The organism is Microcoleus sp. T3_D1 (assembly GCF_036700405.1).
Lineage (GTDB): Bacteria > Cyanobacteriota > Cyanobacteriia > Cyanobacteriales > Microcoleaceae > Microcoleus.
In genome coordinates, this window is sequence record NZ_JAUBOV010000054.1 from 23,969 (window position 1) to 41,607 (window position 17,639).

The following is a 17,639-nucleotide window of genomic DNA, read 5'->3' on the forward strand; positions in this document are numbered from 1 at the left end:
AGGCGCGTGCGATTTAATTTTTCACTTTTTAATCTTTAATTGGCGCTCTCCTTCCACTTTCGCTTTTGACTTGTTAATTGCTAATTGCTAATTTCTGGTTTCCCCTTACCAGTAAAAGCTCCAACCTTTATATTTTACGAGGTCTAATGACATAAGGTGCAGCCACCGATCGGGCTAGCGCTGCGGAATCCAGTGCGGCATCTGGGCTGTAAACTCCTGCCCAAACAGCAAACAGGTTATTTGCTAACTCTACAATTTTTGCCTCGCTGCCCGTTCCCCAGAGCGAGGGTTCTCGGCCCTCGGCTAGCTGCTGCGAATTAACCTCAGCCGAAGATACCTGTCGCCATTCTACAGGAATCCCAGCAACGCCGTTATAGGCTCCAGACAAAGCTCCTGTCAAAGCGCAGGTTATTTGTCCGGCTATACCACAGCGGGCAGCCCGCACCACTGACAAGCGCAAGTCTTCTGGGGTGTTCAAAAAGCAGTAGAAAGCTAAGGCAATGGGAATGAAATTTCCTGGGTTGACAATTGACTGGGTTTGTAATTTTTTTTCACCTTCGCCCTGTCTTTCTCGCAAAGCTGTGGCGCTTTTGCACAGATGAGTGGCGGCTGTTTCTAAATCGGCTCCCTTTTCTAGTAGTATTTGCACTTGCAGCAGCAGCTCTGTTATGGCATTATCGGTTTTCAGGTAGGCAAGTGTTTGCTCGATCGCTGTCGCGGGGTCAAGTCTTTCTTTGAGAGATCGGGCGATCGTATATGCTACTGCTAAAATTGCTGTTTCCCATTCTGGCTGGTTTTCGTTGTGCCAAACCTCTATCGCCAGCATGATTTTTTCTCGCAGCTTGGCTTTATTTTCGTGAAAAAACATCGCGGATGGCAGCGCAGCAAGGGCAGCTTCACCAGGATTAAGTAAGGTTTGAAACTCACTGTTGCGGGGATGGTAGATTTCCGACTTGGCAAATGCTTCCCAAGTATCGCGCCAATCTTTTAAATCTAAACCCCTACACCGAATTAAACTTTGAGCGCACGCTACCGCAAGTCTCCCGGATTCGGATGAGTCTTTGCCACTTGGGATTTTACTGTTGACAGAATTCAACGCCAATGTTGCCCCTCTTAGGGTCAATTGTTGGTGTTTCGTCAGTTGTAAAATCGGCTGCAAGTCTTCTGTTTGGGGGGGAATACCCACGAGTTGCCTCTGGTATTGCAAACCTAGAGAGTCTCCTAAAACTGCCCCCAGGATGGTTCCTTGAAACTTGCTCAACAGGGAATGCCGCATTTGAATTTAACTCAATTTGTTAGTAATATCATTTCCGGTTACACCGGAATGATGTTGACGGTTGACTGTTGACGCCGTGAACTGTCAACGCCGTGAACTGTCAACGCCGTGAACTGTCAACGCCGTGAACTCGGATTTACTATTCCGATGCTAACGGATTTGATATAATTGGTAATTGGTAATTTAGAATTCTTCCTGGTTTCCTTCTTTGCCTAATTCTTGTGATTAATTTGAATTCAACCCAAACATATAAGGGCTGGTTTTCCATCTAAAACCTGCCCTCATCCGATCGCTACAATCGGTAAATTTTTAATTTTTAATCAGGTAACTAACTAGAGCTTGCAGCCCCAGCCGATAACTTTCTGGGCCAAAACCGCTGATTTGCCCGATCGCCACCGCTGCTATAAACGAGTGATGCCGAAAAGCTTCCCGCCGGTAAATATTGCTCAGATGAACTTCTACCGCAGGGATATTCACCGCGGCGATCGCGTCTCTAATTGCCACACTCGTATGAGTATAAGCTCCAGCATTAATCAATAAGCCTTGGTGCTGCCCTAACATCGAGTGAATTGCATCCACCAACACCCCTTCATGATTCGACTGCTGAATTGAGACTTGCACCTGGAGGGCTTGCGCTTCTCGTTCTAGCAACTTGTTGATATCATTTAAAGTCGCAGAACCATAAACTCCAGGTTCTCGCTGACCCAATAGATTCAGATTAGGGCCGTGAAGTACCAGGATATTTAACAATTTTAAAATTTCCAGCGCAACAAAAATTATGAGAGTTTTGACAGGGGATTTAGAATCAGTCTGCCACCTCAAACGTCAAACCTTAAACCTCAAACTTCTAATGCAGTCCCGACTACCTGCGATTCCTCGGTTGGTTGACAGGAATACGAATCGGTTCGAGTTCCGGTTCAGGTTCTGGACTCAGCAGTCCTTCTATCAGCTTGCGAACCCATTCTTTAATTTGTTCCAGCACCTTTTCAATGTCTTCCATTGAACGGATAGCTCCTTTTTTTATAGTCTAGATTGCTAAACCGACGGCTAAATATCTGAAAACAAGCAAGCACGACCTTGAAACCAAAGGTCAAACTTGCTTTCTCGCTTGCTGGTTATTTTGAGCAATGGAGAGAGTCAGTATCTTGGCCAATCAGTCCTATCTTATTATCATAACGAATCTTTACAGATAATCAAGAGGCAAAAGGAAAATTGCCGAATTATCTCGGAGTAGACAGTGTTAAATAAAGCTTAAGCTTACGGTTGACTATTGACAATTGACCAATCGTAGGATTTTTTCTACGCTTTTGCCAACAATAATTTACGCCGGAGTCGATCGATCGCCGTACAGCTACTCAGATTCCGAATCCAATCGCGGCCTCTGGCATCGCCAAAACGGTATTCAAAACTTTCTGCGTCGCAGTCGGGGCCCGCTAAACCGACATAAACCAGTCCGACAGGTTTAGCATCTGTGCCGCCTCCGGGCCCGGCGACGCCTGTAATGCTCAACCCCCAATCGGTATTGAGGCTGGCGCGAACTCCCGCAGCCATTTGTTTTGCCACTTGGTGGCTGACTGCCCCAAATTCGGCTAAATCTTGCGGATTAACACCTAATAATCCTTCCTTAACCCGATTGTCGTAAGAAATAATCCCGCCTAAAAAGTAGCAAGAACTGCCGGGAACACCAGTCAGCATCGCCCCCAATCCACCTCCCGTGCAGGATTCAGCCACGCTAAGAGTTTGCCCCGCATCCAGCAACAATTGGCCGACAGTCGAAGCGAGGGTATCGCTATCAGCACCGTAACAGTCTAAGCCGGCAATTTGCCGCAATTGTTGTTCGATCGGCTCAATCAAGTTTTTCGCCGCCACGGAGGACTCCGCGCGGGCCGAAATCCGCAGTTTGACTTCGCCGTGATTGGCGTAGGGAGCAACAGTAGGATTTGTTAAATTCAGAAAACTATCTACTTTTTCCGCCAATGCCGACTCAGCAATCCCCCAAAATTTCAATGTGCGGCTGTAAATAGTTTCGCTGCACCAGCCGCCATTTTTCAGGAAAGGAACGGCGGTTTCTTGCCACATTAAGTGCATTTCCGCCGGTACGCCGGGAAATGTCATTACTGTCACGTTAGAAACCGGCTGCCAAATAATGCCCGGTGCAGAACCGCTGCGGTTTGGCAGAATGTCCGCAGTTTCTGGAATTAAAGCTTGTTTGCGGTTGCTGGGACTCATGGTGCGTCCCCGCTGGGCATATTTGTATTCGATATCTGCAATAATTTCCGGCTTTTCGATGAGGGGAACCCCAAAAAAATCGGCTATCGTTTCGACTGTGAGGTCGTCTGGTGTGGGGCCCAGGCCTCCGGTGAACAGCAAAAGCTGCGATCGACTGACGGCGATTTCTAACACTTGTTTGATACGTTCTGGATTATCCCCCACCACTGTTTGATAGTAGTGAGGGATTCCCAGACTCGCTAATTCTTTGGCTAAAAACTGGGCATTGCTATTAAGAATATCGCCTAACAGCAATTCAGTGCCAACACAAATAATTTCAGCAACCATTATTCGATTTTAGATTTTAGATTTTGGATTTTGGATTGGGGAATTGGGCATAGGGCATTGGGCATTGGGCATTGGGCATTGGGCATTGGGCATTGGGCATTGGGCATTGGGCATTGGGGAATTGGGCATTAGAAATTATTTTTCTTCCTTCTTCCTTCTTCCGACGGACATCGGACTGACATCCGTTACATCCGTTACATCCGTTACACAATCCGTTGCCGAACTTCCTTCTTCCTTCACCTAGCGTGTCTCCAAACTTTCCAGCTAGCATATCCCAGCAAACTTGTTGCACCCATAGCGTAAATTACGCCGCTGGGAAGCGAAAAAGCTAGGGCTAAACTTCCCACCCACAGTGTCAGTGAGTAAATAAATAAAACCGCAAATCGATGGGATAGTCCGGCTTCTAGAAGTCGGTGGTGGAGGTGGCGCTTGTCAGCAATAAACGGTGACTTGCCGTTGCGAAGTCGATCGAGAATCACCGCCGACATATCTAAAATCGGTACAGCTAAAATTAAATATGGCAGCAACACAGAAGTAACAGCCGTAGTTTTAACTAACCCAATTACTCCCACTCCAGCGAGAGTAAACCCGATAAAATAAGCCCCGCCATCTCCCATAAAGATTTGAGCCGGATTGAAGTTGTAGCGCAGAAATCCCAATGTCCCGCCAGCCAAAGCCGCTGCAATCAGGGCCGCCGCTGGTTGGTGCATCGCCAGACTGACAATCAGCATCACAACTGCTGCAATCCCTGAAACTCCCGCCGCTAAACCGTCTAAACCATCAATCCAGTTGATGGCATTCGCCATGCCGACGAGCCAAATTACGGTAATTGGCAAGCTCAGCCAGCCAATATTAGTCAGTCCCAAGGAGGGAACTGTCAGAAACTCAATCTGTACGCCCGCGTACCAAACGATGCTGGATACGCCAATTTGCATGAGCAAGCGTTTTAAGGCCGAGAGCGAAAATAAGTCGTCTGCTAAACCGATGAGGAAAAATCCGATGCCGCCGAGGGTGACTCCCCAAATTTCGTATTCGTCTTTGGGATTGAGAACTTGTCCGTTAGCATCGATGAAGCCTCCTGAGAGCCAGACAAATAAGAGGGCAGTGATAGTGCCGAGAAAGATGGAAACTCCTCCCAAGCGCACCATAGGGCGCTTGTGGACTTTTCGCTCGCCTGGCCGATCGACTCGCCCGCTTTTGAGACCAATTTTTTTGACTATTGGCGTACTCCAGAGGACGACGATCGCAGAAACCAGAAAAGCGAGTATGTGGTACAGATACTGGTACGGCATCTGAAATCAATTTTAAATAGTGCGGGGCAATTAGGCTGTCAGGCAGAGTCTACTACATTTCAGATGGCTTATAACAAGGAAACATCTTGAAGAGCGACTGGGGGTTTGGGAGTCGGAGATTTGCCGCAATGGCAGTTGCCCTGGGGCGAATTGTCAGGTTGTTCATTCATAACTCTCGAATTAACGATTTGAAATATCGACTCTTTCGCGAGCAAAAAAGTCGATATTTGGCGAGCGGGCCCAGTTGAGCGGTATCTTTCGCAACCGACAAATACCGTTAGTCAAACCAGCCCCGCCCGACAAATATCTTTACTAAAAACCGTATTGGCGATCGATATTTTTGGTGAAAACCGCTTGTCAATATCGCTACCGGCAACTCTCAATCTTTTCCTGCTCTTTTACCCTTTTACCCGTACACTTCCAACTACCAATTTCCCATTGCCGATCAGGAAAATTAAGCTAATGCCGGCACTTTCGAGTACAAGTGGGGATATAACGGGAAGCGATCGCACAGTGCTGCTACTCGACGCAGGCAGTCTGCTGCGACGCTTTCATCATCTGGATTTAGCAGGCGATCGGCGATAATATTGCCAATCTCGGTAAATTCTGCTGTTCCCATTCCCCTGGTGGTCATCGCCGGCGAACCGAGTCTCAAACCGCTGGTGACAAAGGGAGATGCCGGATCGAAAGGCACGGTATTTTTATTAGCAGTAATATTCACACCGCTGACTAATTGGTCCGCTTGTTTGCCTGTCATGTTTACCGATCGCAAATCAACTAGCATTAAGTGATTGTCCGTGCCACCGGAAACGAGTTTTAAACCCCGCTGCTGCAACTGTGCCGCTAAAGCGCGCGCATTTTCAATTACTTGACCGGAATAAGTTTTAAATTCAGGCTTTAATGCTTCGCCGAAAGCTACTGCTTTGCCCGCAATGACGTGTTCTAAGGGCCCACCTTGAGTGCCGGGGAAAACTGCTTTGTCAAACTTTTTACCTAATTCCGGGTCATTGGTCATAATCAAGCCACCACGGGGGCCGCGCAGGGTTTTGTGAGTGGTGGTGGTGACTGCGTGACAGTGGGGGAGGGGGTTGGGGTGGTGCCCTGTGGCGACTAACCCGGCGATGTGGGCGATGTCGGCGAGCAGGTAGGCTCCGATTTCGTCGGCGATCGCTCTAAACTTCTCAAAGTCGATAATTCGCGAATATGCTGAATAGCCACAAATTAGCAATTTCGGTCGGTTTTCTTTGGCCAGTGCCAAAATTTCGTCATAGTCGAGCTGTTCTGTTTCTTGGCTGACGCCGTAGTGAAAAGCTTTGAACCACTTGCCGGATACGTTGACGGGCGAACCGTGGGTCAAGTGTCCGCCGTGGGACAAATCCATGCCCATTATTCCGTCTCCGGGTTCCAGCAAGCTCAAAAATACTGCAAAGTTGGCTTGAGCGCCGGAGTGGGGCTGGACGTTGGCGTGAGCGGCTCCAAATAGCTGTTTGGCGCGATCGATCGCAATTTGCTCGATGCCGTCAATAAATTCGCAGCCGCCGTAGTACCGTTTCGCTGGCAGGCCTTCGGCGTATTTATTGGTCAGCACTGAGCCTTGAGCTGCCATTACCGCTGCGGAGGTAAAGTTTTCGCTGGCGATGAGTTCTAGGTGGTCTCGTTGGCGCTGCAGCTCTTGCCCGATTAAATCGGCAATGAGCGGATCGGTTTTGGAAAGGAATTCTAAGTTACAGTCCGTCACAATAATCAACCTCTTAACTGTTTTGGGATTGGGAATTGGGGATCTTATACCGTACTACGGATTTCGCCCCATTGATATAAATATTACGTTGTGTTCAGGTTAAGCCGTTTGTCCCCAACTCCTGACATACAATGAAATTACTGGTGTGAAACCTGCCGGAGGTATCAAATGTTAGTCATTTTAATGGAAAATCAGATGCTTGCCCCTCAGTGTGTTTGCCAAAGTTGTTTGCTGGCCGATCGCACGGGCCAACCGCGCTGGAGCGGTGGAGAGCTTCGCTGCGGACATCCAGTTGCTAAACCTACGGAAAATTTGCCCGATCGGTACGAGTGTCAAATGGGCTTCACGATCGCTAATATTAAATAAAAAAGCCTGCATCTGGTAGTTGAGGCTACTCCCCGCTGAGTGAAAAGCAAATTCCGGCAGAGTCGAAACACAAACCCTGCTGCTGCGTTATCCTGAGTTTAATGGAATTCATAGTTAATCGATAGACTCAGGAGAGTTCATTATGACTTGGCGCGGATCTACAACTGTTCCAGACCGGATTTTTGCTTCTTTGCCTTATTTGCTCCCGTTGGTTGACGGGCTTGCCTTTGGCAGGTTTCTGTTTACACAGTTTCCTGTCCTGCAACTGTTGTTGATACCGCTAGCTCCTTTGATGCAAATTTATAGTTTGCCCTTTGCTAGCTTGATTATCTTCTTTGCTCTGTATTTAGGAGTAGTTAGAAACGAAAACATCAGTCACTTCATTCGTTTTAATGCGATGCAGGCGATTCTTTTAGACATTGTTTTGATGCTGTGCGGTCTGGTTTTGCCGATTTTTTCTAACGGCCTCCAAGTCGCCTTTATTGCGGAAACTCTGTATAACATGGTGTTTTTGGGCGCTTTTGCTGCATTTGCCTATGCCGTCGTGCAGTCACTTTTGGGACGCTATGCAGAGATTCCTCCGCTTTCGGATGCTGTTTATATGCAGGTACGATAAATCAGTCATTGGTCATTGGTCATTGGTCATTGGTCATTAGTCGGGAGAGGGCGCGTGCGTGAAATGGTTAACTCTTTCCAGGGCGCAAATCATCGCTAAACACGGCCCTACAAGCTCCTAAAAGACATTGTTGTTTTTGCACTTACCTAATTAATAACTAATGACTGATGAGTGATGACTAATAACCAATAACTACTGTATTTTCAAGACTGCCGATGCCTTCAATTTCGATGCGGACTCGATCGCCTATTTGTAGCGGCCCTACTCCTTGCGGCGTTCCAGTCAGTATCACATCGCCTGGAATTAGGGTCATTACTTGACTGATGTAGGAGACGAGAAAGTCTGGGGAAAATACCATGCGATCGATCTGGGATGACTGTACGGGTTGCTCGCTCTCATTGACAAAAGTCTGCAACTGTGCAGCGGGACTCAATTCGCGGACAATCCAAGGCCCCAAGGGACAAAAAGTATCGAACCCTTTGGCCCTCGCCCACTGGTTGTCCCGCTTTTGCAAATCTCTAGCTGTTACGTCATTGGCGATCGTATAGCCCCAAATTTTGCTGTGTGCTTGTTCGGGAGTGCAGTTGGTACAATGTTCGCCAATTATCAGGGCCAATTCTCCTTCGTAGTCTACCCTTTCCGACTGCTGCGGATAGCGAATCGCTGCACCAGCAGGGATGACGGCACTCGGAGGCTTGAAAAACAGCAGGGGTTCTTCCGGTACTGGGGTTCCCATCTCGGCGGCGTGATCTACATAATTTTTGCCTACGGCTACAATTTTTGAGGGAGAGCACGGGGCGAGAATTTGGTAAGTATCTGGTGAAAGTTCCAAATCGGTTGGTTGTCCTTTTAACCAGGGCGGTGCATCAAATACTTGAACGCTGTGGCTTAGTTGCAGTAAACCGTAATGGATGTGTCCTTGTGTTGTTTTGACTCGAACGTAGCGCTGGGCCATACTATTTTAGATTTTAGATTTTAGATTTTAGATTCTAGATTCTAGATTAAGAGGATATAGGCATAATTGCGGAAAATTAATTTGTTTATGCCCGTTTAAGATTTTCGCTGTGCAATTTTGCAAGCGCTTTCTGTACAAATGCCGTGCAGCGGTAGATCCCAGGGGTCAACTGGTAGCTGGGCGAGCAAGGCAAATTCAAAGATAATGCCGATCGTAACTTTTGATTCCCACTCAGCTAAACTGAGCATTCGATCGTAATAGCCACCGCCGTAGCCCAAGCGATAGCCGCGAACATCGCAGCCTACTGCGGGTACGAGCATTAAATCTACTTCTGAGTAGTCTATTTTAGGAGCATCCGGCAGGGGTTCGAGTATGCCATAAGCTCCAGTATGTAAAGCATCTCCGGGCTGCCAGATGTGCCAGGATAGCTCTTTGCCGACACAGCGGGGAAATCCCCATTTTTTAGGGGTGGGAATGGCATTTGTGGGACAGGCATCTTGCCTGTCTCCAGAATTGAGCAGGGAAGATGCCTCCTCCACAGAAGATGTAAATAGGGGACTTAAATCTGGTTCTTGGCGGCAACTGAAGTAGGCGAGGATTGTTTTTGCTTGGGTGAATAGGGGCGAGTTTTGCAGATGATTGCAGATGCTCGTGCTCTTTTGTCTCCATTCTTGTGCTGATAAGGATTTGCGAGTGTTGAGGAGCGATTTTCTTAATTCGGTTTTAGTTAATGAAGGTTCAGCAGTATTCATATTTGCGATCGAATCTCTCGTTTGACTTCCAGTCCGACAGGGGTTGAAGACCCCTGTCTCACAGCGAAAGTCCTCTAAAAGAGGACTACAATTAATTGCATTTTCATTACACTCTGTAGTCGGTTTTAACTCACATCTTGCACCATTGTTAAGAACGGGCAAGATGCCCGTTCCACAAAGAGTTAATTTTCTTGTGGAACAGGCATCTTGCCTGTTCCTAAACAAGTAATTGAGAATGGTGCAACATATCATTTTTAACCGACTTTAGCTTTGAGGCAGGGGTTTAAACCCCTGCCGGACTGCCGGACTGTGGGAAAGTATCAACATTCGGTTTTAGTTAATGAAGGTTGAGGAGTATTCATATTTGCGATCGAATCTCTCGTTTGACTTCGACTCCGACAGGGGTTGAAAACCCCTGTCTCACAGCGAAAGTCCTCTAAAAGAGGACTACAATTAATTGCATTTTCATTACACTCTGTAGTCGGTTTTAACTCACATCTTGCACCATTGTTAAGAACGGGCAAGATGCCCGTTCCACAAAGAGTTAATTTTCTTGTGGAACAGGCATCTTGCCTGTTCCTAAACAAGTAATTGAGAATGGTGCAACATATCATTTTTAACCGACTTTAGCTTTGAGGCAGGGGTTTAAACCCCTGCCGGACTGCCGGACTGTCGGAAAGTATCAACATTCGGTTTTAGTTAATGAAGGTTCAGGAGTATTCATATTGGCGATCGAATTTCTCGTTTGACTTGGAGTCCGACAGGGGTTGAAAACCCCTGTCTCACAGCGAAAGTCCTCTAAAAGAGGACTACAATTAATTGCGTTTTCATTACATTCTCTAGTCGGTTTTAACCGACTTTAGCTTTGAGGCAGGGGTTTCAACCCCTGCCGGACTGTCGGACTGTCGAAAAGTATCAACATTCGGTTTTAGTTAATGAAGGTTCAGCAGTATTCATATTTGCGATCGAATTTCTCGTTTGACTTGGAGTCCGACAGGGGTTGAAAACCCCTGTCTCATAGCGAAAGTCCTCTCAAAGAGGACTACAATTAATTGCATTTTCATCACATTCTCTAGTCGGTTTTAACCGACTTTAGCTTTGAGGCAGGGGTTTAAACCCCTGCCGGACTGCCGGACTGTGGGAAAGTATCAACCAACTGGATTTGAGAGCACATATTGTCTCACCACAGGACAAACGCTGAATAGCGTTTCATTCTCCTGTTCTTCTATTTCAACTAACGATCGCCTCCCCAAAGATTGCAGCCCGTTGAATAACTCCGAGGGCGATAAATCGGCATTTTGTAGCAATTGCTCTATTGAAACTGAATTTGCTTCGCGGCTGAGGCGGCAGATTAGTTTTTTCTCTAATTCTGACAAACGATTTATCTGCGGGTGCAATGTTGCTGCCAATTCATCGCCTAAGAATAGCATATCATATTTCAAAAATTCTGCAACCCTACCTCGGAATATTTCTTGAATGGTGGTGGCGACTATTTTCAACCACAATGGATTGCCTCGGTAGGCGTTAATTAGGTTTTCCCATGTTTCGGGATTGAGTAAACTTTTTTGTCGGAAAATTTCCGCTGCTGCTGCACCTATGCCTTTGAGTTGTAAGCTGCGAACTGGTGATTTTTCTCCTTTTAATGCGGTAATTTCTCTGGGTGGTTCCCAACTGTTGAGGATTAAACAACTGTTGTGGGTTGTTTCTCCGATTTGTCTGAAGAGGATGCTGTAATTTTCGCATTCGGGGCGGTAATTTCCTGCTAATTGTCCGCTGCAGAGAATGGTTTGCACGTCGTCGAGGATGATGAGACAGCGGTTTTTCCGCAGATATTCCATTAACAGGGAAAGTCGATCGGGGATGCTGGTAGGTAAAGACCTCTCTTCGCCCCCCCTTGGCAAGGGGGGGTTGGGGGGGTATTGATTGCCGATAAATTGAATGAGATTTTTTAGGGTTGTTTCTAAGGGTGGGGAGTGGCGGAGACTTCGCCAGATGACGTATTCAAAGTTATGCTGAATTTTTTGGATGAGATGGAGGGAAAGTGCGGTTTTGCCGATACCGCTGAGTCCTGATATGGCTGCGAGGTTGCACTTTTCTTGGACGATGGATGTTTCGAGGGTGGCGAGTTCGGATGTGCGATCGCACAATAATGAAATATGAGGTGCGTCTGCTAAGTCTAGTCTGGTTGGGGGTTGGGAGGTGTCTGAGGTGGAGGTTGAGGGCGATCGATCTTTTGGAACTTCGGGAGATTGGCTATCTGTACTGACATTGACGTTACAAAATACAAAATCCTTACCAAAATTTTGTGAAACAATAAATACTTGTCGCCTTTCAAGTGTTGAGCGTAAATTCGATTGAGTTACTTCTTCATCTAATACATTTGATAAACGCTTCCATAATTTTGAGGCGATATTTCTGACGTGACCTTCGCTACAATATGATGTTTCTGCGATATGAGAGTATTTTTGACCTTCCCATACACCCAGCAGGATAGCTTTTTGCAGATCGTCCAAGTGTTCTCCTGTTTTGGCGAAAACCATTTCGTCGGCAAATCTCAAGACTTCTTGAACGTCCATTGGTCGGCTTGTGGGAATTTTAGTTATTGTATCATACTTTTTCTGACATTTTATAGCAGAAATGATTAAATCTGACATTTAATGAAATAAGGCTTTGTAAAACTCATTACATTTCCTGACTTTTTATGACTCGACATAACTTGAATATTGACACTAATATATTCTATATTTACAAGCACAACTGTAGTCTTAACAGTCAATTGTATAGCTATAACAAAGAAAAAAACTTCCTGTAGGAGGGAGGATGATGAGTAGCAGTAATAATACGATTGGTATCGTTAGTCTTGGCCTCGGTATTGTTGCCATCATGGGAATCGGTGGCTTTGTTGCATACTCGAATGTGAATAATCAGCTAGTTAGCACTCAAACTCAGCTACAACAAGCCCAAAAGGAGCGAGACGAACTCAAAAAGCAGAGCGAGGAAAAAGATAAAGAGATCGATAATAAAGATCAAGAGATTAAAGAACTTCGCGACACTTCTGGCGATCACGAAAGTCAAATTGCTCAAAAACAAGGGGAACTTCAGCGAGCTAAAGCAGAGACTCAGACGGTAAGTGGCTGCCTACAAGGTGTAGTGGAGGCACTCTCATATCAAGATGACCAAAGTAAGGCTATATTTGCTCTAGGAGCAGTAAAAGATAAGTGCGAGTCAGCCGGAAGGATCATAAAACGAATAGAAAACACACAGGATGAACAACAATCTCCTCGTACAAGCACTATAAACAATTAACAAATCAGGGTGCCACTACATTTCAAAAGTCAGCGAACTTCCTGCTTAGCGTCGCTGCGGGTAATCGCTCTTTCCTTTTTTGAAGCGCGATCGCCCTTATGTTATTACAAGCTTAAATTATTTCTGCACACATCATTTGGTTACTAAAGCAATGAACAAAAAACTAGGAATTTTAGCGATCGCAGGTCTTTTTACTCTCAGTGGGGCTATCCTTAAAAGCACTCAAATGGCTAATGCTAAGCTAGTGCAAACCACTACAGTCACTCATCAAAACTTTACAGATAATAACAACTTAACAATTTTAGCGCAGGGTTATGGACAACCACAGGGTAGCCCTTGGGATGCACAAACATACAGAAATCCCGATACCGGGCAGACTTTTTGTTTCTACTATAACCCAGGACTTTGGGCACCTTGTCCAAATCAGGGCACATCAGTTATGAGAGTGCGAAATGCCAAATGCACGGGTTCCGATAGTACCCAAGCATTAGCCAATCAATGTCCACGCGCTTTGTGTGGATTAGCAAAGGTTCAAGCCGATTTTAGCGCACTTAGCAGTAACGGCGGCTCAACTCCTGCTTTACCTTGTAATGGTCTCCCTTAGCAAACAAATGCGGATTTATCTGATGAGTGAGTTGGATTTTTAGGGTGCTTTGTTAACGCCCTTCAGTTTACATCATTTTTTAGAGCGATCGCCCTTCCTTAACTGAGGTGCGATCGCCCTCATAATATCACAGTCTCAAACTATTTCCGAGGCTAAAAGCCTACCGTCAACTCGCTCATATTCATCTTCCACTAGCCACGAGTGAGCCTCATCGTAACTTGAACTTAAAAACAGGGGTTTATAATTCGCCGATGGCTCGTAAATACAACACTTACCATTTTTGCCACCCACTAACATCAGAATTCGAGGCGGGAAAACAATCGGATCTACCCACAACTCGATAAATTCCCAATCATTGATTTGTTCGACGAGGTTTGGTGCGGGGGATAACATGGTAATTATTAGTTCCTTTGATAATTTTAATTATTTATCCCCTAGATCGCAGTTCATCAACATCTGCTTCTGAATCTTCCTTAGTAAAAATTACATCCTCATAAATAGCATCAATACCTGTGCGAAAATCTACGCTAGCCAAGTGAATTTCGCTGCCTTGAGTATAGGAATACAAAACCCACAACCCTTCAGCATTCCGCCGAAAACACTCTACCCGCTGCCGTTTTTGGCTAATTAACACATACTCTTGAAGGGTTTCTAATTCTTGATAGTCAGCAAACTTATCGCCCCGATCGAATCCTTCCGTACCATTAGACAAAACCTCGACAATTAAACAAGGATATCTTTTAAAAGATTGAGATGATTTGTCCCGTTCGTCGCACGTTACCATCACGTCAGGATAGTAGTAAATATTCTTAGATTCAATCCTCGCTTTCATGTCGGACATATAAACACGACAGCCACTACCCCGAACATGATTTCTCAAAAGTGTACATAAGTTGCCCGCCACCGTCACATGAGCATCATTTGCATCAGCCCTTGCATAAATTTCGCCCTGAATATACTCATGTTTGAGCGGACTGAGTTCTTCTAACTTCAGATACTCTTCCGGTGAGATATAATTGTGGGTGCGATCGGCAATCATTGGCTTTCCCAAAATTCAGTTTTCGATGATTTCAGTCGAGGTATTTGTATTATAGCAGTTTTCACTCGGATGAAATACAGGACACAGCAGTAGGGACACGGCACTGCTGCCGACTATTGTCAGTGAATTATCACCCAAATTTGTATAATCTCTTAGTGCCAGAAGGCGGACTGGTTTGTGTAGGATAGGTGGCAACCGGCGACTATTATAAATGAGGTTTCTAACCCGCATTTAGTATTATATCATGTACGATCGAGCGATTAAAAGGGCGGGTTTTTGAGATTGTCAATTATTGGCAGATATTTTTCGTGAACCCGCCCCTACCGTATTAGGGGTAATCGACCGGAAATAATATTATTCCTAAAAAAACCCGGTTTCTTCAAGAAACCGGGTTTTTCACACTCAAACTGCGTGTTGTCGATACCAATCAATCGTATTTTTCAACCCATCCTTAAACTTCACCTCAGCAACAAAACCAAACTTTTCCTTAGCCCTTTCCGTGTCCAAACAGCGGCGAGGCTGACCGTTCGGTTTGTCTGTTTCCCAAACAATTTCTCCCTCAAATCCCATCAATTCGCAAATCGTTTCCACTAACTCGCGAATTTTAACTTCGCTATTCGTTCCCAAATTAACTGGGTCAGATTCACTGTAAGATTGAGCCGCCATCACAATTCCTCGGGCGGCATCTGTGGAATACAAAAACTCGCGGCTAGGGCTGCCGTCGCCCCAAACTGGGAGTGTTTTGTCTCCCCTTTCTTGCGCTTCGTGGACTTTGCGAATTAATGCGGGGATGACGTGGGAACTTTTCGGATCAAAGTTATCTTCCGGGCCGTACAGATTTACTGGTAGCAAGTAGATACCGTTGAATCCGTACTGCTGGCGGTAGGATTGCAGTTGCACTAATAAAGCTTTTTTGGCAATTCCGTAAGGTGCGTTAGTTACCTCTGGATAGCCGTTCCACAGGTCATCTTCTTTGAAAGGAACTGGGGTGAAGTTGGGATAAGCGCAAATCGTGCCGACGCAGACAAATTTTTCGACTCCTGCTTCGTAGGCGGCGTGGATTAGTTGCACGCCCATCATCAAATTGTCGTAAAATAATTCAGCGGGTTTGAGTTGGTTTAAGCCGATGCCGCCGACGTGGGCGGCGAGGTGAACGATCATATCTTGTTGGTCGGCGGCGCGCTTGCAGTTTTCCATGACGCGGAGGTCGCAGTCGCGCGATCGACTTACAGAAATTTTATCAGCATCGGCCCCTGCTTTTACTAGCTGGTCGATTACCTGACGGCCCAAGAAACCGGCGCCGCCCGTGACTAGAATGCGTTTGTTGCTTAAATCCAAGCTGGTCATAATTTTAGCCTCGGGATTTTGAATAAAGGTCGATCGACAATTTCAATTCTAAAATTGTTGCTTTAGCAAAAAAAGCTTTCAGCTACAGGATGAGGTGGCCCACAAATCTGTTTTAGCTGCGGCAGATAGGGACAATTTGCTCATTGCACACCCAAAAGTTAGATTTATGAGCCGCGAGCCCTCAACTATCATTTTAATGTTTTTATTAGCCCGCACCTCCGAAAATTTTGGGAGCAATTAAGCGGGTTCTTTGAATGCCGATCGCGCTACGCTAATAGCTGTAACAACCCTCTCATCGGTTGTGAAGTGTTGTGCAGGGGCTATCCTCCTGTGCGCCCCGTGAAATGGGTAAACACGGGGCCCTACCCCTACAAATTGTTCGCACTGACGGCTTGGTTTAGCGACTTAATCAAATCCGTTGCCCGAACCCCGACCTTGCTCGTCTAAAGCTTTGATATCAGCATCTACCATTAAATGTACTAACTCCTGAAAAGTTACAGAAGGTTCCCAATTTAATTGCTGGCGCGCCTTAGTCGAATCGCCTATCAACAGTTCGACTTCTGCAGGCCGCAAGTAGCGTTCGTCAAACTCCACATATTTTTGCCAATCTAAATTGACGTAAGTAAAAGCTAAATCGAGAAATTCCTTAATGGAATGGGTCTCGTTGGTAGCAATGACATAATCGTCAGGCTTGTCTTGTTGCAGCATCAGCCACATCGCCCGCACGTAGTCTTTAGCATAGCCCCAGTCCCGCTTGGAATCGAGATTGCCCAAGTAAATCTTTTTCTGCTTGCCGGCGACTATTCTGGCCACGGCGCGAGTAATTTTGCGAGTTACAAAAGTTTCGCCACGACGGGGAGATTCGTGATTGAACAAGATGCCGTTGCAGGCAAAAAGTCCGTAAGATTCGCGATAATTTATTGTTTGCCAGTGACCGTAAACTTTGGCGCAGGCGTAAGGACTTCTGGGATAAAAAGGAGTTGTTTCTTTCTGCGGAACTTCCTGTACCAAACCAAACATTTCCGAAGAACCTGCTTGATAGAACCGCACTTCTATGCCGGTGCGGTGCTGATAGTCCCGAATTGCTTCTAGCAGGCGCAATACTCCCATTCCTACTGTGTCAACCGTATATTCCGGCGAGTCAAAACTGACTCGAACGTGAGATTGAGCGCCTAAGTTATAAATTTCTACCGGCTGAACTTCTTCCAATATCCGGCGGAGAGTGGTGCCGTCCGTCAAGTCGCCGTAGTGTAGAAACAGGCGCGCACCCTCGCTGTGAGGATCGACATAGATGTGGTCAATTCGATCGGTATTGAAACTAGAACTGCGCCGGATAATGCCGTGAACTTCATATCCTTTCTCTAACAGTAATTCGCTCAAGTACGAGCCGTCTTGACCTGTAATACCTGTTATTAGCGCTCGCTTACGTTGGGTCATCTGATTTTCCTTTGACAGGCTGTGTTAATTCACAATAAATTTTTTGGCAGAGGCTGTTGCTCCCTGCCGGCCGTATTCTCAAACTGCTTTATAAAACTTACTCAAACTTAACTTTAGTTACCTAAAGCCAGTTGAAGTTTACTTCCTACGCTGTTGGGTAGTGGGCTATCCCAAGATAAGTAGGCTATCCCCCTTAAGCCAAAGGTTATAGAGTTAAGCTTAACACCTAAACCTACAGTAGTCTATCTAGAAGAACTGATCTTTCTAGATGAAGAAGAGGTAGGTTTATTTAACTATTTGCCCCTTTAGTTAAGCTCACAATTATTCGATCGGCATCCAGGAACTGTTAAGTTTT

The 17,639-nt window shown here is 46.0% G+C and carries 17 protein-coding genes; 4 read left to right on the forward strand and 13 right to left on the reverse strand.

Annotated features, from left to right (window positions below):
- Window positions 1-127: 127 nt before the first annotated feature.
- The 6 genes from QT992_RS22300 to glyA form a co-directional block, all read right to left on the reverse strand.
- On the reverse strand, window positions 128-1,276 hold the full coding sequence (locus tag QT992_RS22300; RefSeq protein WP_333315307.1) for an ADP-ribosylglycohydrolase family protein: 1,149 nt from the start codon (window positions 1,274-1,276) through the stop codon (window positions 128-130).
- 309 nt (window positions 1,277-1,585) lie between these two features.
- Window positions 1,586-2,026: a type II 3-dehydroquinate dehydratase gene (gene aroQ / locus QT992_RS22305; RefSeq protein ID WP_333208377.1), complete on the reverse strand. Its 441-nt coding sequence runs from the start codon at window positions 2,024-2,026 to the stop codon at window positions 1,586-1,588.
- Between the two features lie 112 nt (window positions 2,027-2,138).
- Window positions 2,139-2,276, reverse strand: coding sequence for a hypothetical protein (locus QT992_RS22310; protein WP_006631912.1), 138 nt, complete (start codon window positions 2,274-2,276; stop codon window positions 2,139-2,141).
- 299 nt (window positions 2,277-2,575) lie between these two features.
- Window positions 2,576-3,832 carry a competence/damage-inducible protein A gene (locus QT992_RS22315; protein WP_333377747.1) on the reverse strand — a complete coding sequence of 419 codons (1,257 nt, stop codon included), beginning with the start codon at window positions 3,830-3,832 and terminating at the stop codon, window positions 2,576-2,578.
- 236 nt (window positions 3,833-4,068) lie between these two features.
- A complete protein-coding gene (locus QT992_RS22320) occupies window positions 4,069-5,124 on the reverse strand; it encodes an MraY family glycosyltransferase (protein WP_333308465.1) in 1,056 nt (351 codons plus the stop codon).
- 454 nt (window positions 5,125-5,578) lie between these two features.
- On the reverse strand, window positions 5,579-6,862 hold the full coding sequence (gene glyA, locus QT992_RS22325) for a serine hydroxymethyltransferase (protein WP_333377750.1): 1,284 nt from the start codon (window positions 6,860-6,862) through the stop codon (window positions 5,579-5,581).
- Between the two features lie 168 nt (window positions 6,863-7,030).
- On the opposite strand from glyA, the gene QT992_RS22330 reads away from it, so the two are divergent.
- Both QT992_RS22330 and QT992_RS22335 read left to right on the forward strand, forming a co-directional pair.
- Complete coding sequence (locus tag QT992_RS22330) at window positions 7,031-7,228, forward strand: hypothetical protein (protein ID WP_190739976.1); 198 nt, start codon at window positions 7,031-7,033, stop codon at window positions 7,226-7,228.
- A 142-nt stretch (window positions 7,229-7,370) separates the two neighbouring features.
- Window positions 7,371-7,844, forward strand: coding sequence for a Tic20 family protein (locus QT992_RS22335; RefSeq protein ID WP_333315311.1), 474 nt, complete (start codon window positions 7,371-7,373; stop codon window positions 7,842-7,844).
- 178 nt (window positions 7,845-8,022) lie between these two features.
- Here QT992_RS22335 and QT992_RS22340 read toward each other — a convergent pair whose 3' ends face one another.
- The 3 genes from QT992_RS22340 to QT992_RS22350 form a co-directional block, all read right to left on the reverse strand.
- Window positions 8,023-8,799 carry a fumarylacetoacetate hydrolase family protein gene (locus tag QT992_RS22340; RefSeq protein WP_333377753.1) on the reverse strand — a complete coding sequence of 259 codons (777 nt, stop codon included), beginning with the start codon at window positions 8,797-8,799 and terminating at the stop codon, window positions 8,023-8,025.
- A gap of 95 nt (window positions 8,800-8,894) precedes the next feature.
- On the reverse strand, window positions 8,895-9,551 hold the full coding sequence (locus tag QT992_RS22345) for a 5-formyltetrahydrofolate cyclo-ligase (RefSeq protein WP_333377756.1): 657 nt from the start codon (window positions 9,549-9,551) through the stop codon (window positions 8,895-8,897).
- A gap of 1,148 nt (window positions 9,552-10,699) precedes the next feature.
- A complete protein-coding gene (locus QT992_RS22350; protein WP_333377760.1) occupies window positions 10,700-12,127 on the reverse strand; it encodes an NB-ARC domain-containing protein in 1,428 nt (475 codons plus the stop codon).
- A gap of 244 nt (window positions 12,128-12,371) precedes the next feature.
- Here QT992_RS22350 and QT992_RS22355 point away from each other — a divergent pair, with 244 nt between their 5' ends.
- Complete coding sequence (locus tag QT992_RS22355) at window positions 12,372-12,857, forward strand: hypothetical protein (protein ID WP_333338366.1); 486 nt, start codon at window positions 12,372-12,374, stop codon at window positions 12,855-12,857.
- A gap of 151 nt (window positions 12,858-13,008) precedes the next feature.
- The gene (locus QT992_RS22360) at window positions 13,009-13,461 is read left to right on the forward strand and encodes a hypothetical protein (RefSeq protein WP_333338369.1); all 453 of its coding nucleotides are present in this window, start codon (window positions 13,009-13,011) and stop codon (window positions 13,459-13,461) included.
- Between the two features lie 135 nt (window positions 13,462-13,596).
- Here the strand turns inward: QT992_RS22360 and QT992_RS22365 are convergent, their stop codons facing one another.
- The 4 genes from QT992_RS22365 to gmd form a co-directional block, all read right to left on the reverse strand.
- On the reverse strand, window positions 13,597-13,854 hold the full coding sequence (locus QT992_RS22365; RefSeq protein WP_333315317.1) for a hypothetical protein: 258 nt from the start codon (window positions 13,852-13,854) through the stop codon (window positions 13,597-13,599).
- A 34-nt stretch (window positions 13,855-13,888) separates the two neighbouring features.
- Window positions 13,889-14,500 (reverse strand): Uma2 family endonuclease, encoded by a 612-nt coding sequence (locus QT992_RS22370; protein WP_333338377.1) that lies wholly within the window; start codon window positions 14,498-14,500, stop codon window positions 13,889-13,891.
- Window positions 14,501-14,902: 402 nt separating this feature from the next.
- Entirely contained in the window at window positions 14,903-15,847 is a 945-nt protein-coding gene (locus tag QT992_RS22375; protein ID WP_333315318.1) for a GDP-L-fucose synthase, read from the reverse strand.
- Between the two features lie 405 nt (window positions 15,848-16,252).
- Window positions 16,253-17,284, reverse strand: coding sequence for a GDP-mannose 4,6-dehydratase (gene gmd, locus QT992_RS22380; protein ID WP_333315320.1), 1,032 nt, complete (start codon window positions 17,282-17,284; stop codon window positions 16,253-16,255).
- Window positions 17,285-17,639: the final 355 nt, after the last annotated feature.